Annotated in this window: 11 protein-coding genes; 3 read left to right on the top strand and 8 right to left on the bottom strand. The window is 71.2% G+C overall.

What is annotated here, in order from left to right; all coding sequences use genetic code 11:
* Positions 1-14: 14 nt before the first annotated feature.
* From ACFTZL_RS27080 to ACFTZL_RS27060, 5 genes are all read right to left on the bottom strand, one after another.
* Positions 15-854, bottom strand: coding sequence for a carbohydrate ABC transporter permease (locus ACFTZL_RS27080; RefSeq protein ID WP_382587802.1), 840 nt, complete (start codon positions 852-854; stop codon positions 15-17).
* On the bottom strand, positions 851-2212 hold the full coding sequence (locus tag ACFTZL_RS27075; protein WP_382587800.1) for an ABC transporter permease subunit: 1362 nt from the start codon (positions 2210-2212) through the stop codon (positions 851-853). Before ACFTZL_RS27075 ends, ACFTZL_RS27080 begins: the two co-directional genes overlap by 4 nt.
* A gap of 6 nt (positions 2213-2218) precedes the next feature.
* A complete protein-coding gene (locus ACFTZL_RS27070; protein WP_382587798.1) occupies positions 2219-3544 on the bottom strand; it encodes an ABC transporter substrate-binding protein in 1326 nt (441 codons plus the stop codon).
* A gap of 37 nt (positions 3545-3581) precedes the next feature.
* The gene (locus ACFTZL_RS27065) at positions 3582-5240 is read right to left on the bottom strand and encodes a glycoside hydrolase family 13 protein (RefSeq protein WP_382587796.1); all 1659 of its coding nucleotides are present in this window, start codon (positions 5238-5240) and stop codon (positions 3582-3584) included.
* A 141-nt stretch (positions 5241-5381) separates the two neighbouring features.
* Positions 5382-6653, bottom strand: a complete 1272-nt coding sequence (locus ACFTZL_RS27060) for an ABC transporter substrate-binding protein (protein ID WP_382587794.1) — start codon at positions 6651-6653, stop codon at positions 5382-5384.
* A 121-nt stretch (positions 6654-6774) separates the two neighbouring features.
* On the opposite strand from ACFTZL_RS27060, the gene ACFTZL_RS27055 reads away from it, so the two are divergent.
* Genes ACFTZL_RS27055 through ACFTZL_RS27045 form a run of 3 tightly spaced genes read left to right on the top strand, consistent with a single transcriptional unit; the run spans position 6775 to position 10490 of the window.
* A complete protein-coding gene (locus ACFTZL_RS27055) occupies positions 6775-7290 on the top strand; it encodes a PadR family transcriptional regulator (protein ID WP_184596865.1) in 516 nt (171 codons plus the stop codon).
* On the top strand, positions 7287-8042 hold the full coding sequence (locus tag ACFTZL_RS27050; protein ID WP_382587791.1) for an ABC transporter ATP-binding protein: 756 nt from the start codon (positions 7287-7289) through the stop codon (positions 8040-8042). Before ACFTZL_RS27055 ends, ACFTZL_RS27050 begins: the two co-directional genes overlap by 4 nt.
* Before the next feature lie 51 nt (positions 8043-8093).
* Entirely contained in the window at positions 8094-10490 is a 2397-nt protein-coding gene (locus tag ACFTZL_RS27045; RefSeq protein WP_382587789.1) for an FtsX-like permease family protein, read from the top strand.
* 23 nt (positions 10491-10513) lie between these two features.
* Here the strand turns inward: ACFTZL_RS27045 and ACFTZL_RS27040 are convergent, their stop codons facing one another.
* From ACFTZL_RS27040 to ACFTZL_RS27030, 3 genes are all read right to left on the bottom strand, one after another.
* The gene (locus ACFTZL_RS27040) at positions 10514-11476 is read right to left on the bottom strand and encodes a hypothetical protein (protein WP_382587787.1); all 963 of its coding nucleotides are present in this window, start codon (positions 11474-11476) and stop codon (positions 10514-10516) included.
* A 148-nt stretch (positions 11477-11624) separates the two neighbouring features.
* Entirely contained in the window at positions 11625-13277 is a 1653-nt protein-coding gene (gene pgi / locus ACFTZL_RS27035) for a glucose-6-phosphate isomerase (RefSeq protein ID WP_382587785.1), read from the bottom strand.
* Between the two features lie 69 nt (positions 13278-13346).
* A complete protein-coding gene (locus ACFTZL_RS27030) occupies positions 13347-14618 on the bottom strand; it encodes an MFS transporter (RefSeq protein WP_382587783.1) in 1272 nt (423 codons plus the stop codon).
* Between the last annotated feature and the right edge of the window lie 95 nt (positions 14619-14713).

Genomic DNA, 14713 nt, shown 5'->3' with positions numbered 1-14713 from the left:
CCCTGGTACAGCGGCTACTTGACCGACCCGGCCATGACTCCTTGCACAAAGTGCTTCTGGAACGCGAAGAACACGATCACCGGAACCACCAGCGACACGAACGCCCCCGGCGCCAGCACATCGATGTTGCTGCCGAACTGCCGGATCTGCGACTGGAGTTCCACCGTCAGCGGCTGCGAGGAGCTGTCCGCGAACAGCAACGCCACCAGCATGTCGTTCCACACCCACAGGAACTGGAAGATGGCCAGGGAGGCGATCGCCGGCCGTCCCACGGGCAGCACGAGCCGCGTGAAGATGCGCCACTCACTGCCCCCGTCCATGCGCGCGGCCTCCAGCATCTCCTTCGGTATCTCGGAGAAGTAGTTCCGCAGCAGGAACACCGCGAACGGCAGGCCGTAGGCGACGTGGAAGAGCACGACACCCGGGATCGTCCCGAACAGCCCGAGCTGTCCGAAGAGTTTCGCGACCGGCAGCAGCCCGATCTGTACGGGCACCACCAGCAACGCGACCACGACCAGGAAGATCGCCTCCCGCCCGGGGAAGTCCAGCCAGGCGAAGGCATAGCCCGCCAGCGCCGCGATGACGACGACCAGCAGCGTCGTCGGCACCGAGATCAGCACCGTGTTCCAGAACGCCGTCGTGATCCCGGCGTTCCCCAGCAGCTCCGAGTAGTTGTCGAAGGACAGTTGCCCGGGGCCGGTGAACACCGTCCACCAGCCGCCCTTCGCGGTGTCCTCGGCGGACCGCATCGAGGACAGGAACAGCCCGGCCAGGGGCGTCATCCACACCAGGCCCACGATCACGAGGAAGGCCTGGACGACCCCGTTGCCCAACCCGCGCCGAACCGCGTTCATCGCTGACTCCTTCGGAAGCGGCGGACGTTGAACACCATGGCCGGAACCACCAGCAGCAGGAGCAGCACACCGAGCGCGCTGCCGAGCCCCTGGTTGTTGCCGCCGCCGAACGACACCAGCCACATCTGCGTCGCGAGCACGGTCGCGTCTTCCTGCACCGGCCCGGGCGCGATGATGTAGACGAGGTCGAACACCTTCATCACGTTGATCACCAGGGTGATGAAGACGACCGTCAGGACGGGCGCCAGCAACGGCACCGTGATCCGCCGGAAGATCTGCCACTCGTTCGCGCCGTCCATCCGGGCCGCCTCCAGCGTGTCCCGCGGCAGCGTCGCCAGGCCAGCGCCGATCAGCACCATGGAGAAGCCGGTCCAGATCCACAGGTACGCGCCGATGATCGCCGGTGTGACCAGCGCCGGTCCGAGCCAGGAGACGCCCTCGTAGGGCGGGGCGAAGTTGGACGACGGCAACTGCACGGCGTAGGAGCCCGGTTCGAGTCCCTCGAAGCGGAAGGAGCCGTCGGACGCGGTGGTCGTCGTGGCGACCGGCTTGCCGTCGCGCACGGCCTCGACCTTCATCTCGGGCAGTCCGCTCTCCCGCCGGTCGACCTTGCCCTGCTCCCCTCCCCCGCCGGGCGTGAAGTCCAGGTAGACCACGCCGCGCACCTCGTCGGAGGCGGCCTTCTGTCCCGCCGCCGCGTACGCGGGCTTGGTCCCGCCCGGCAGGTCGTCGGGCAGCACCCCGACCAGAGGAAGCGACACCGCGTTCCCCGGCGACACGCTCTGACTCGTGCGGTACGACCCGTCCTTCTCCTTCGTCAGCCCCTGCCCGTCACGCCCCCGGGCCGTCGGGTAGGACGAGGAGCCCTCGAACGCGTCGTGGACGGAGACCACCGCGGCGTTGAGGACGCCCTTGTCGGGGTCCTCGTCGTAGGCGAGCCGGAAGATGATGCCGGCGGCGAGGAAGGAGACCGCCATCGGCATGAAGAGGAGCAGCTTGAAGGCCGTGGCCCAGCGGACCTTCTCCACCAGGACGGCCAGGATCAGTCCCAGGCCGGTCAGCAGCGCCGGCGCCACGACGACCCAGATGGCCGTGTTGCGGACGGCGTTGAGGGTCGCCGGGTCACTGAACATCTCGGCGTAGTTGTCGCCGCCCACGAAGGTCGTCCCGGAGGCGTCGAAGAAGCTGCGGCCGATGCTGAACAGCACGGGGTAGACGACGAGCGCGCCGAGCAGCAGCAGCGCGGGCAGGACGAACAGCAGGGCGACGATCCTGCCGCGCCGGCGCAGTCGCCGCGTACGGTCGGCGATCGTGCCGGGCGGCGGGGGACTCGTCTCTTTCACGAGGGTCGCTGTCATGACGTATCAGTCCTGGTACGCCTTGGCCGCCGCGGCCTCCAGCTTCGCCGCGGTGCCCTTCGGGTCGGACGGGTCGCGCAGGAAGTCCTGGAGCAGCTTCCACTCGCCGGTGCCCTTCGTGCCGCCGAAGGCCGCCGGGGCCTGGTCGGACATGTCGAAGCGGACCGAGTCCCCGGCCTGGACGAGGGACTTGGCGGTGACGCGGGTGACGTCGTCGCCGTACTTGGCGGGGTCGAGCTCCTTGTTCGGGGAGAGGAAGCCGCCCGCCTCGGCCCACACCGCGGAGGCCTCCGGCGTGGCCAGGTACTCCGTGAGAGCCTGCGCGGCCTTCTGGTTCTTGCCGTCCTTCAGGACGGCGGCCGCGTCACCGCCGCTGACGACCGGCGCCTCGCCGCCGCCGACCGCGGGGAACGGGAAGAAGTTCGCGTCCTTCCCGACGGTCTTCCCGAACTGGTCCTTGGCGACGCCGGCGACGAAGTCGCCCTCGTAGACCATGCCGGCCTCGGGCTCCGGCCCGAAGACCTTCTCCACGGAGCCGGGGAAGTCGGTGTTCAGGGCGCCCTTCTGGCCGCCCGCGATGAGCTGCTTGTCCTTGAAGAGCTTGCCGAGCGTGGTGAGGGCGTCGACGACCGAGGCGTCCGTCCACTTCAGCTTGTGCGCGGCGAGGGCGTCGTACTTCTCGGGTCCGGCCTGCGAGAGGTAGACGTTCTCGAACCAGTCGGTGAGGGTCCAGCCGTCCTGTCCGGCGACGGAGAACGCGGCGAGCCCGGAGTCGGACACGGTCTGCCCGGCCTTCAGCATCTCGTCGTACGACTTCGGCGGCTTCACGCCGGCCTGGGCGAGCGCGTCGGGGCTGTACCAGACGGTCGACTTGTGGGCGGCCTTGAAGTACAGGCCGTAGAGGGTGCCGTCGACGCTGCCGTACTTCTTCCACACGGGGGCGTACCCCGCGTCCACGGACTGCTCGGTCTTCTTCGACAGCGGCTTCAGCCAGCCCTTGGCGGCGAACTGCTTGAGCACGCCGACCTGCGGGACCATCACGACGTCGGGGGCGTTGCCGCCCTCGATCTTGCTGCCGACGACGGTGGAGACGTTGTCGCCGGTGGAGGTGAACTGCGTCTTGGCGCCGGTCTTCTCGGTGAAGGCGTCCAGCACCTTCTGGAAGTTCTTCTGCTCGGTGCCGGACCAGACGCCGGCCACGGTGACCGTCTGGCCGCTGAGCGCCTTGTCGCCGCCGCCGGCCGCGACGGGGCCGCCGCCGCAGGCGGTCGCGCCGAGCGCGAGGGTGAGGGCGGTGCAGCCGGTGAGCAGGGTGGTACGTCGTCGCATCATCGTTGATGTCCCTTCGGGGAGTTGACTTGCGGGGAGTTCAGGAACGGATCCACCAGGCGGCCGTGGAGCCGGGCAGTACCCCGGCGGGGCAGGGGCCGCTGGCGAGCAGTGGGGTGCCGGAGACCGGCGCGGGGGTGGGTGCCGTACCGAAGTTGACGGCGCACACCAGGTCGTCGCCGCGGGCGAAGGCCAGGACGCCGGGCGGGGCGTCCAGCCAGCGCAGCGTGCCCTCGCCCAACTGGGGCAGGGTGCCGCGGAGCTGGAGGCCGTCGCGGTACAGGTGCCAGAAGGAGCGGGTGTCGGCGAGGGCCCGGTCGGTGGCGTACTCGGCGAAGTACTCCGGCTGCGGCAGCCACGGCTTGGCGCTCTCCTCGCCGGAGGTGAAGCCGAAGGGCGACGCCTGCCCCGACCAGGGCAGCGGCACCCGGCAGCCGTCGCGGATCCGGGCCCGGCTGCCGGTGCGGTGGAAGATCGGGTCGGTGAGCACGTCGTCGGGCAGGTCCACGACCTCGGGCAGGCCGAGCTCCTCGCCCTGGTAGATGTAGGCGGCGCCGGGCAGGGCCAGCATCAGCAGCGCGGCGGCGCGGGCCCGGGCGGCACCGAGGCCGCTGCCCTCCGTGGCGGGTTCGCCGTAGCGGGTGACGGTGCGGACCTGGTCGTGGTTGTTGAGGACCCAGGTGACCGTCGAGCCGGTCCCGGCGATGTCCTGCATGGCCTCCGAGATGACCTTCTGGAAGGCGTCCGGGTCCCAGGGGGCGCTGAGCAGGTCGAAGAAGAAGGCCTGGTGGAGCTCGTCCGGGCGGACGTACTGGGCGTGCTCGCGGGCGGTCGGGACGGAGACCTCGCCGACGAGGAGGCGTTCGCAGCCGTCCCGCTCGGTGTACTCCTCGCATATGGAGCGCCAGCGCCGCCACACCTCGTGCACCTCGGGCTGGTTCCAGGCGAGCGGGTTGACGGAGTCGCGGGTGCGGGCGTCGACCTCGGGGTCGTCCGAGTCGGGCAGCTCCGGGTGCTTGAAGAGGCCGGCGGCGACGTCGATGCGGAAGCCGTCGACACCCCGGTCCAGCCAGAACTGCAGCACCCGGTCGAACTCGGCGGCGACCTCCGGGTCGCGCCAGTTCCAGTCGGGCTGCTCGGGCGTGAACATGTGCAGGTACCACTGGCCGGGCCGCCCGTCCGCCTCGGTCACCCGGCTCCACGCCGGGCCGCCGAACATCGCGTGCCAGTTGTTGGGCGGCTCGTCGCCGTCGGGGCCACGGCCGTCGGCGAAGTGGAAGCGGGCGCGGGCCTCGCTGCCGGGAGAGGCGGCGAGAGCCTCGCGGAACCAGGGGTGCTCGCTGGAGCAGTGGTTCGGGACGATGTCGAGCAGCACCTTCACGCCGAGCCGCCGCGCGGCGCCCACCAGCAGGTCGAACTCGGCGAGGTCGCCGAAGAGCGGGTCGACGTCGCAGTAGTCGGCCACGTCGTAGCCGTGGTCGTGCTGCGGCGAGGGATAGAAGGGGCTCAGCCAGATCCCGTCCACGCCGAGCTTCTTCAGATACGGCAGTCCGGCCCGGACGCCGGCGAGATCGCCGATGCCGTCGCCGGTGCTGTCGAGGAAGCTGCGGACGTAGACCTGATAGATCACTGCGTCACGCCACCAGTGGTGCCTGTTCAACCCATCGACCTGTCTCTGAGGAGGGCAGCGGTTATGCATGCATGTTAAGTAGGCGTGTCGAGAGGGTGTCAATGAAAAGGCGAAGGTTACTGGGGAGTTGATGTGGTGCACATCTGCACCAAACGGGCATTTCTCAGCCAGATGAGACGTCCGCGTTACCTAACAAGTAACTAGGAGCGCTTAGCCGCGCGAGATGACGTCGAGTTCCCGTGCCAGACGGCGCACCGCCGCCGTCGGCGTCTCGTGCCCGGCCATCGCGTCGTGCACGACCGCCTGGACGACCAGGCTGACCTGGTCGTAGCGCGGGCTCTTGGGGCGCGGAGCGGCCGCGAGCACGCTCTCGCGCAGGGTCGGCAGGTAGGGGAACCTGCGGATGAGCTGCGGGTCCTTGTAGAGATCGGCCCGTACGGGCGGCAGCGCGCCCCGGGTGAGTACCTGGCGCTGGACGCGCTCACTGGTGAGGTACGCGATCAGACGGGCGGCCGAGTCGGGATGCCGGGCGTGTGTACTGACGGCCAGGTTGGAGCCGCCGAGGACACTCGTCCCCGGACCGTCCCGTCCGGGCAGCGGCACGGCGCCGATCTTCCCGGCGACCGGGGAGCCCGGGGCGGAGGCGCCGACGTACGCGTAAGGCCAGTTCCGCAGGAAGAGCAGCCGGCCGTCCTGGAAGGCCTGCTTGGACTCCTCCTCCTTGTAGGTCAGCGCCTCTTTCGGGATCCAGCCCTCTTGTGCTCCGCGGGCCAGGAACCCGATGCCCTCGCGGGCCGCCGCCGAGTCGACGGTGACGCGTTCGCCCTCGTCGCCGAGGATCGAGCCGCCCGCCGAGTAGACGGCCTCGGCCGCGTTGACGGTGAGGCCCTCGTACGGCAGGAACTGCCCGGCGTAGCCGTCGAGGCCGTACTTCGGGGCGATGGTCTGCGCGTACCGCTCCAGCTCCGCCCAGGTGCGCGGCGGCGCGACGCCCTCCTTGGCGAGGACGTCCTTGCGGTAGAGGAGCAGACCGGCGTTGGTGACGTACGGGACGGCGTAGAGCTGTCCGTCGTAGGTCGCCGTGTCGACGACCGGCGGGAGGAAGGTCTTCAGCGGGAAGCGGTCGCGGGGCAGGGGCCTGATCCAGCCCGCGGCGGCAAACTCCGAGGTCCAGTTGACGTCGATGTTGAGCACGTCGAACCGGCTGCGGTCGCCGTCGCGCAGGTCCGTGGCCATCTGCGCCTGGGTCTCGTCGGCCGAGTCGGGCAGCTCGACGAGGGTCACTTTCTCGCCGGGGTGGGTGCGGTTCCAGCCCTCCAGCAGGGGGCCGAGATAGCCGGTGAGGTCTCCGGCGGTGGCCACGGTGAGCGGTCCGCGGCCGCCCTCCGGCGGCTCTCCCGCCTGCGCTCCGGCGGCGACGTAACCGGTCAGGACCACGACGAGAACGAGAAGGCCCCTACCCGCGGCATGGATCCACCGCATAGGTTCCTCCCTGTACACCGGCGACGGGCTCCCTTGCCCGGAATCAGAGGCCATGTATACCTGTTAGGTATGGGCGATACTAGGGTCTGGAGCACATTGACCGGACAGGAGGACTGCACGCGTGCGCCTGCACCTCCTGGCACTCCTCGCCCGCGGCCCCGCCCATGGCTACGAGCTCAAGCAGGACCTTGAGCAACTGCTGGGCTCCGCGTACCCTCAGCCGAATGTCGGCCAGATCTATGTGACCCTCGGCCGCCTCGAGAAGTCGGGACTGATCGAGGGCGAGGACGTGGCGCAGTCCAGCCGGCCCAATAAAAAGGTCTACCACCTCACCGACGCCGGGCGGGAGGCGCTGCGCGCCTGGTTCGAGGAGCCCGAGGACGAGCCGCGGGTACGGGACGACTTCTTCATGAAGCTGGCGCTCGCTCCACAGACCGGGCTCGCCGACCAGATCTCCCTGATCAACCACCAGCGGCGCCAGTATCTGAACACCATGCGGCAGCTCTCGAAGCTGGCCGCCGCCGAAGACCGCGACAACCGCATCGCGCATCTGCTCATAGAGGGTGCGATGCTGCACTTGCAGGCCGATCTCGACTGGCTGGAGCGGTGCCAGGAAGAGCTGGAGGAGCTGGAGTGAGCGACGACCGTCCCGCTCCTGTGCTGCGCGCCGAGGGGCTGGTGAAGACACACCACGGCGAGGGCGCGCCCGCCCATGCCGTGCGCGGGGTGGACCTGTGCGTACGGCAGGGCGAGTTCGTGGCGATCACCGGCCCGTCCGGCGCCGGGAAGTCGACGCTGCTGCATCTGCTCGGCGGCCTCCAGCGGCCGGACGCAGGCCACCTCTGGCTCGACGGCGAGTCCACCGACACCTACAGCGAGGCCCGCTGGGCGGTGGAGCGCAGGAAGCGGATCGGGATCGTCTTCCAGTTCTTCAACCTCGTGTCCAACCTGTCCGTCGCCGACAACGTGGAGCTGCCCGCCCTGCTCGCCGGGAGCTCGCCGAAGCAGGCGCGCACCGAGCGCGAGGAACTGCTGGCCGAGCTGGGCCTGACGGGCAAGGAGCGCAGCATGCCGGGCGAGCTGTCCGGCGGTGAGCAGCAGCGGGTCGCCCTGGCCCGGGCCCTGGTCAACCATCCCCCGCTGCTGCTGGCCGACGAACCGGCCGGCAGCCTCGACAGCAAGGGCACCCGCGAGGTGATGCGGCTGCTGTCCCGCTTCCACCAGCGCGGCCAGACGATCCTGCTGGTCACGCATGACGCGCGGCTGGCGAGCGCCGCGGACCGGGTGATCAGCTTCTTCGACGGCCGGATCGCCGACGACGCGCAACTCGACGGCGGCACACCCCCGCGCCGGTCCGGCATCTCCGGTGTGCTGGAACTCAAGGACTGACATGCGGGTGTACGACGGCTGCCCGGCATCCGGGCCGAGAGGCTGAGGCCCGTGCGAGCCACCCTGCGCTGGGCCCACTCCGATCTGCGCACGCACCGCGGCGAGGCGCTGTTCCTCGTCCTCGCCACCGCGGGCATCGTCGCCTCGCTGCTGCTGGCCACGGCCCTGTTCGGGTACGCGACCAATCCCTGGCAGCGCGTGTTCACGCAGTCGCACGGCGCGCACGTGTGGCTGCACACCGACTCCGCCGCCGACACCGGGAAACTGGCCGGTCTGGACGGCGTCGACTCCGTCGCCGGGCCCTATCCCACCGCCGACACCACCGTCTCCTCACGGGGCAGCCGCGCCGCCGTGGAACTGCGCGGCACCCCGGAACGACCCTCCGTCGGCCGCCCGCCGGTCGTCTCCGGCCACTGGCTCGACCCCGCGACGCCGAACGGTGTGGTCCTGGAGAGCCGCCTCGCCCGCGCGCTGCTGGCCGAGCCGGGCGACACCCTCACCGTGCCCGGCACCGCCCGCGAGCTGACCGTCGTGGGGCTCGCCGACAGCGCCGAGCCGCGCTACCGGCCCGGTGAGCAGCCGGGCCTGGTGTGGGCACTGCCGTCGACCGTGCCGGACCCCGGCGGCCAGGTGATAGGGCTGCGCCTGACGGACCCCGGCGACACCTCCTACGTCGTGCAGCGTGCCGTGACCGTGCTGGGAGCCGGGGCGATCGGCGAGGTGTCGACCTGGCAGCAGGCACGCGCCGAGGCCCAGGGCGACAACCGGCTCCTCGGCCAGGTGCTGGGCCTGTTCGGGCTGGGCGCGCTGGTCGCCGCCGGGCTCGCCGTGCACGGGGCGATCAGCACCCGTATCCGCGGCCACCTGCGGGACCTCTCCGTACTGAAGGCGATCGGCTTCACCCCGGGGCAGGTGGTCCGCGTCTTCCTGCTCCAGCACCTCGCCTACGCCCTGCTGGGCGCCGTGGCCGCCGCCGCGCTCGCCGAGGCCCTGGGCAGCCGGATCCCCGGACGGCTCGGGGACGCGGTCGGTGTGTGGCAGGGCCTTCCCGGGCACACCGTGGCGCTGGTCGTGGTCCCGGTGGGCGCGGTGCTGTTCATCGGCGCGACCACCGGCCTGGCCGCGTGGCGGGCGGGACGGGTGCCACCGGTGCCGGTGCCGAGGCCCGCGGCGGCGCTGGGCGGGCGGTTGTCCGGGGCGACGGGCCGGGGCCGGCCCGCTTCCGCTTCGCCGGGCGGGCGGCGGGCGAGCGGCCTGCGCCGTGTCCTCAGGCTCCCGCCCGCGGCTCCACGGACCGGACAGCTCTCCGGCATGGCGCGCCGGGCACTCGGCCTGCGGATTCCGCCCGCGCTGGTGCTGGGCTGGCACAAGGCGTTCGCCCGCCGCCCCCGGTCCCTGGCCACGGTCGCCCGCCTCACCCTGCCGCTGCTGCTGATCGTCGTGGCGATGAGCGCGTGGACCACCATCGACCGCTTCCACAGCGAGCCGGAGCAGATCGGCCTGCCCACCACGCTCAGCGTCCGCGCCGACACCGGTTTGAGCGAACGGCAGACCCGCACCCTCCTGGAACGCGACCCGCAGGTCGCCGCCGCCTACCCCGGCGTCGAGACGGCCGCCCTGGTCCCGGGCCAGACGGCGACCATCGCGCTGCGCGGCCTCGGCACCCAGCAGGACCCCTACCCGTACACGCTCGCCGAGGGCCGCGCCGCCCGCGGTGCCGACGAGGCGGTGGCCGGGCAGGGGCTGCTCGACCTGCTGGACGTGCGCGTCGGCGACTGGGTCCGCATGACCGTCGGCGACCAGCCGCAGATCCTGCACATCGTGGGCCGCAGCATCGAGCCGGAGAACGCCGGCCGGGTCATCTCCACATCCCTCGACACCCTCCGCGCGAACGACCCCGGGCTCCGCCCGACCCTCTACGAGCTGCGTCTGGATCCCGGCTCCGACCCGGGGGAGGTCGCCGACCGGCTCGCCACGGCCGGGCGCGGCCATCTGGACGTGCACACCGTGGTCAACCCCGCCGACGGGCTCTCCCCGCTGCGGGCCGTCGTCGCCGGGCTGATCGCCGTGCTCGCCCTCATCGGGCTCATCGAGCTGCTGACCGCGATCGGCGGCGCCGTCCGCGAGGGCGAACGGGACCTGCTGGCGCTGAAGGCCATCGGCCTGTCCCCCCGCCAGATCACGGCGATCACGGTCACGGCCACCGGCTGTACGGCCCTGGCGGCCGTGCTCGCCGCCACCGCCCTGGGCCTGCCGCTCGCCCACTGGCTCATCGACGCCCAGGGCAGATCGAGCGGGATCGGCGCGGGGATCGCGCAGGGCCCGTCGGCCCTCCTCATGCTGCTGCTGGGAGCGGCGGCGGTGCTCTGCGCGGCCGCCCTGGCCGCCGTGCCCGCGGCGCGCGCGGCACGCCGCCGCCTCGCGGACACGCTGAGCGCGGTCGCCTGACCTCGGCCCGCCGGCCGCCCCGCTCAGCCGCCGTAGGGGCGCTGCGGATACGGCGGCTGCGGGTGCGGGTGGGGGTGGGGCGCGTACGGGTTGCCGCCGCCGGTGGGCTGCTGCGGAACCCCGTAGGGGTTGCCGTACGGCTGGCCGTACGGGTTCCCCTGCGGCGGCAGATACGGCGATCCCGCCGGGGGCATCCCCGGGTGCATGGGCTGAGCCATCGGCGGAACGTGCCCGGGCACCGGTGCCACGGTCGCCGGGTGTGCCTTCAGCCGAATCCCGTACCGCCGCTTGAGCCGCCCCATCTCCAGCAGCGCGATCCCGGTGACCGTCACCGGAGCGGCCAGGATGAAGACGATCCCCAGGGTGAGGCTGAGTCCGTGCAGATCGCCGGTGACGAGGTCCGGGACCGCCATCAGCCAGCTTGTCACCGTCGCGAGCAGCGGCGGCAGACAGCGGTGCGTGGCAGCCGTGCCGAAGAAGTTGCCGGAGACCCGCACCGCCCCGTAGGCCGTGAAGATGAGCATCCACATCATCGTCACGCCCACCCCGATGATCACGGCAGGGTGCGCCGACCCGTTCACCGTCTGTACCAGCACCAGCAGGGCGGCCACACATCCGACAAACAGCACCAGCAGCTTGAGGGAGTTGAGGAGCGACACTCGCAACTGCCGTACGGTGCCGCCGCGCCGCCAGACGAAGAGCATCGCCCCGACCGTCAGCGGCGTGAGGAAGAGCAGGACGACGCAAGCCGTCATCGCGTTCTCCAGCAGCTCCGTGATCTGGAAGCCGCCCTCGATGAAGGTGTAGACGCCGAGGGAGGCGACCGCCCCGGCGATGACGCGGAATCTCTTGAGCTGCTCCACGGACGGATCGAGCGACTGCGGTATCCACGCCGGATGGAACACGGCCCGAGCCACGTCCTGGGGCTTCAGGAGGGACCGGGCCGTCAGCGTGCCGCCTGTCCAACTTCCGCGTGTGCCTGCCATGTTGCGCTCCCCCGAGCACTCGCCTTGATGATCGTCGGGGAGTCTACGGGAAGCGGACGGCGCGCCGCCGCCCGCCGTCCCGCCGGGCCCGACTCCCCCGCCCGGCCCGTCTGCCCCGCCCGGCCCTTCTCCCCTACCGGGCTCGTCGTCACTGCCGGGCGCGCAGCTCCCGGTACGTGGCGACCAGGGCCTCGGTGGAGGCGTCCAGACCCTCGACCTGGACGCCCTCGGTCAGCGCGGGCTCGACGCGCTTGGCGAGGACCTTGCCCAGCTCCACGCCCCACTGGTCGAAGGAGTCGATGTTCCACACCGCGCCCTGCACGAACACCTTGTGCTCGTAGAGGGCGACGAGCTGGCCCAGGACGGACGGCGTCAGCTCGGGCGCCAGGATCGTGGTCGTCGGGTGGTTGCCCTGGAACGTCTTGTGCGGCACCAGCTCCTCCGGCACCCCCTCGGCCCGCACCTCCTGCGGCGTCTTGCCGAAGGCGAGTGCCTGTGTCTGGGCGAAGAAGTTGGCCATCAGCAGGTCGTGCTGCGCCTTGAGCTCGTCGCTCAGCTCGGCGACCGGCCGTGCGAAGCCGATGAAGTCCGCCGGGATCAGCTTGGTGCCCTGGTGGATGAGCTGGTAGTAGGCGTGCTGCCCGTTGGTGCCCGGCGTGCCCCACACCACCGGCCCGGTCTGCCACTCCACCTCACGCCCGTCCCGGCCCACGTACTTGCCGTTGGACTCCATGTCGAGCTGCTGGAGGTAGGCGGTGAACTTGGACAGGTAGTGGCTGTACGGCAGCACCGCGTGCGACTGGGTGTCGTGGAAGTTGCCGTACCAGATGCCCAGCAGGCCCAGCAGCAGCGGCACATTGGACTCGGCGGGCGCGGTGCGGAAATGCTCGTCGACGATCCGGAACCCGTCGAGCATCTCCCGGAAGCGCTCCGGGCCGATGGCGATCATCAGGGACAGGCCGATCGCGGAGTCGTACGAGTAGCGGCCGCCGACCCAGTCCCAGAACTCGAACATGTTGGCCGTGTCGATGCCGAACCCGGCGACCTTCTCTGCGTTCGTCGACAGGGCGACGAAGTGCTTGGCGACGGCGGCCTCGTCACCGAGCGCGTCCAGCAGCCAGCCGCGGGCGGACGTGGCGTTGGTGACCGTCTCGATGGTGGTGAAGGTCTTGGAGGCGACGATGAACAGCGTCTCCGCCGGGTCCAGATCCCGGACCGCCTCGTGCAGGTCGGCGCCGTCCACGTTCGACACGAAGCGGAACGTCATCGAGCGGTCCGTGTAGGCGCGCAGCACCTCGTACGCCATCGCGGGGCCGAGGTCGGAGCCGCCGATGCCGATGTTGACGACGTTGCGGATGCGCTTGCCGGTGTGGCCGGTCCACGCGCCGGAGCGGACGCGGCCGGCGAAGGCGGCCATCTTGTCGAGCACGGCGTGCACGCCCGGCACCACGTTCTCGCCGTCGACCTCGACCACCGCGTCCCGCGGCGCCCGCAGCGCGGTGTGCAGCACGGACCGGTCCTCGGTGGTGTTGATCTTCTCCCCGCGGAACATGGCGTCCCGGAGCCCGAAGACGTCGGTGGCGGCGGCCAGTTCCCGCAGCAGTCGCAGGGTGTCGTCGGTGACGAGGTGCTTGGAGTAGTCGACGTACAGGTCGCCGACCCGGAGGGCGTACGCGGTGCCGCGGCCGGGCTCGGCGGCGAACAGCTCGCGCAGCCGGACCTCGCCCAGCTCCTCGCGATGCTTGGCCAGTGCCGTCCACTCGGGCGTCTGGTTGAGCCTGGTACGGCCGTCTTCGTTCATCTCGGACTTCAGCCTTCTTTCCTGTCCTGCCTGCGTACCTTGCCCCGCTGCCGGTCCCAACCTAATTGATCAGCGCGTGGCATCGGTTGTCGTGGCACCGTCGTCCGGTTCAACAACAGATACGTTCGCGTTGAGCGTGGGTATCAGCGCGGTGACGGCCAGGAGGAAGAAGGCGGCGGTGAGCAGGGGCGGGGTGTTCGGGCCCCAGGCGGTGGCGACGGCTCCGCCCAGCAGGGCGCCGAGGGGGACTCCGGCGAAGGCCAGGGTGCGGAAGGCCGAGCTGACCCGGCCCAGGAGCCCGGCGGGGCTGCGCTCCTGCATCAGGGTCGTCGTGTTGACGTTCCACACCATGCCCATGAGCCCGAAGACGGCCAGCATCCCCACCAGCACGGTCAGGCTGCGCACGGTGCCCATGACGACGAGGGCCGCGGTCTGCACCGATCCGGCGAGCAGCACCGACCGCAGCCGGCCGAGCCGCGCCACCAGCCGGCTGTTCACCACTCCCCCGGCGAGGCTGCCCAGAGTGAAGGCGGTGCCTGCCGCCGCGTAGCCCGCGGGGCCCGCCTCCAGCCAGTCGGTGACGAGGACGACCAGCAGGGCGAGCTGGGTGCCCATGCCGATGTTGCACAGGGCCGTGGCGGCGCACAGACTCCGCAGGGCACGGTCGCGCCACAGGGTGCGCAGCCCCTGCGCGATCTCGCTGCGCAGGGTGCTGCCCGCAGGCCTCGGCTTGCGGTCGGTCTCGGCCGCGGCCGGCAGTGTGGCGATCAGCGCGGCCGCCACCAGGTAGGTCACCGCGTCGGCAGCGAAGGGTACGGCGGCCCCAGCCGCCAGCAGCAGCGGCACGACCGGCCCGCCCAGCAGGCCGCCCGCGATGCGCTGGCCGGTCATCAGCCGGGTATTGGCGCTGCCGAGCGCGTCCCGGTCGACCAGGGCGGGCAGCAGCGCGGTCGCGGCGTTGTCGAAGAGGGTCTGGAGGGTGGTGAGCGCGACGGCCAGCACGATGAGCAGGCCGATCGAGGCGTGGCCGAGCGCGACGGCCACGGCGAAGGAGGCGACCAGCAGGCCGCGTAACGCGTCCACCATCCACATGGCGCGCCGCTGGTCCACGCGGTCGGCGACGGCCCCGCCCAGCAGGCCGAAGAAGATCCAGGGCAGATACCCGCAGGCCGTGACGGAGGCGATGAGCAGCGGCTCGTCGGTCAGCGACACGGCCAGCAGAGGCAGCGCGGCCGTGCGCAGTGCGTCACCGAAGCTGGACAGCACGGCAGCGCTCCACAGCCGTCCGAAGCCCCCGCGCCACGCGGGCGCGCGCAGGCTCCCCACCTCGACCGTCGCCACTGTTCCCCCTCACGGTTCGCCCGATGAACAAACCGTAGAGGGCACCACTGACAATCGGTCCGCGAGCGGACCGCGGTGGGGCTCGGAACCAGCTC

The sequence above is a fragment of the Streptomyces sp. NPDC056948 genome (assembly GCF_042674225.1).
Lineage (GTDB): Bacteria > Actinomycetota > Actinomycetes > Streptomycetales > Streptomycetaceae > Streptomyces > Streptomyces purpurascens.
The sequence above is the reverse complement of the archived record's forward strand: the minus strand, read 5'-3'. Positions and strand labels throughout refer to the sequence as shown.

Excerpts from the sequence above, each read along its gene's own strand:
- ACFTZL_RS27065 (WP_382587796.1), bottom strand. The coding sequence starts at position 5,240 with ATGCATAACCGCTGCCCTCCTCAGAGACAGGTCGATGGGTTGAACAGG.
- ACFTZL_RS27040 (WP_382587787.1), bottom strand. The coding sequence starts at position 11,476 with ATGGCAGGCACACGCGGAAGTTGGACAGGCGGCACGCTGACGGCCCGG.
- ACFTZL_RS27075 (WP_382587800.1), bottom strand. The coding sequence starts at position 2,212 with ATGACAGCGACCCTCGTGAAAGAGACGAGTCCCCCGCCGCCCGGCACG.
- ACFTZL_RS27060 (WP_382587794.1), bottom strand. The coding sequence starts at position 6,653 with ATGCGGTGGATCCATGCCGCGGGTAGGGGCCTTCTCGTTCTCGTCGTG.
- ACFTZL_RS27080 (WP_382587802.1), bottom strand. The coding sequence starts at position 854 with ATGAACGCGGTTCGGCGCGGGTTGGGCAACGGGGTCGTCCAGGCCTTC.
- pgi (WP_382587785.1), bottom strand. The coding sequence starts at position 13,277 with ATGAACGAAGACGGCCGTACCAGGCTCAACCAGACGCCCGAGTGGACG.
- ACFTZL_RS27070 (WP_382587798.1), bottom strand. The coding sequence starts at position 3,544 with ATGATGCGACGACGTACCACCCTGCTCACCGGCTGCACCGCCCTCACC.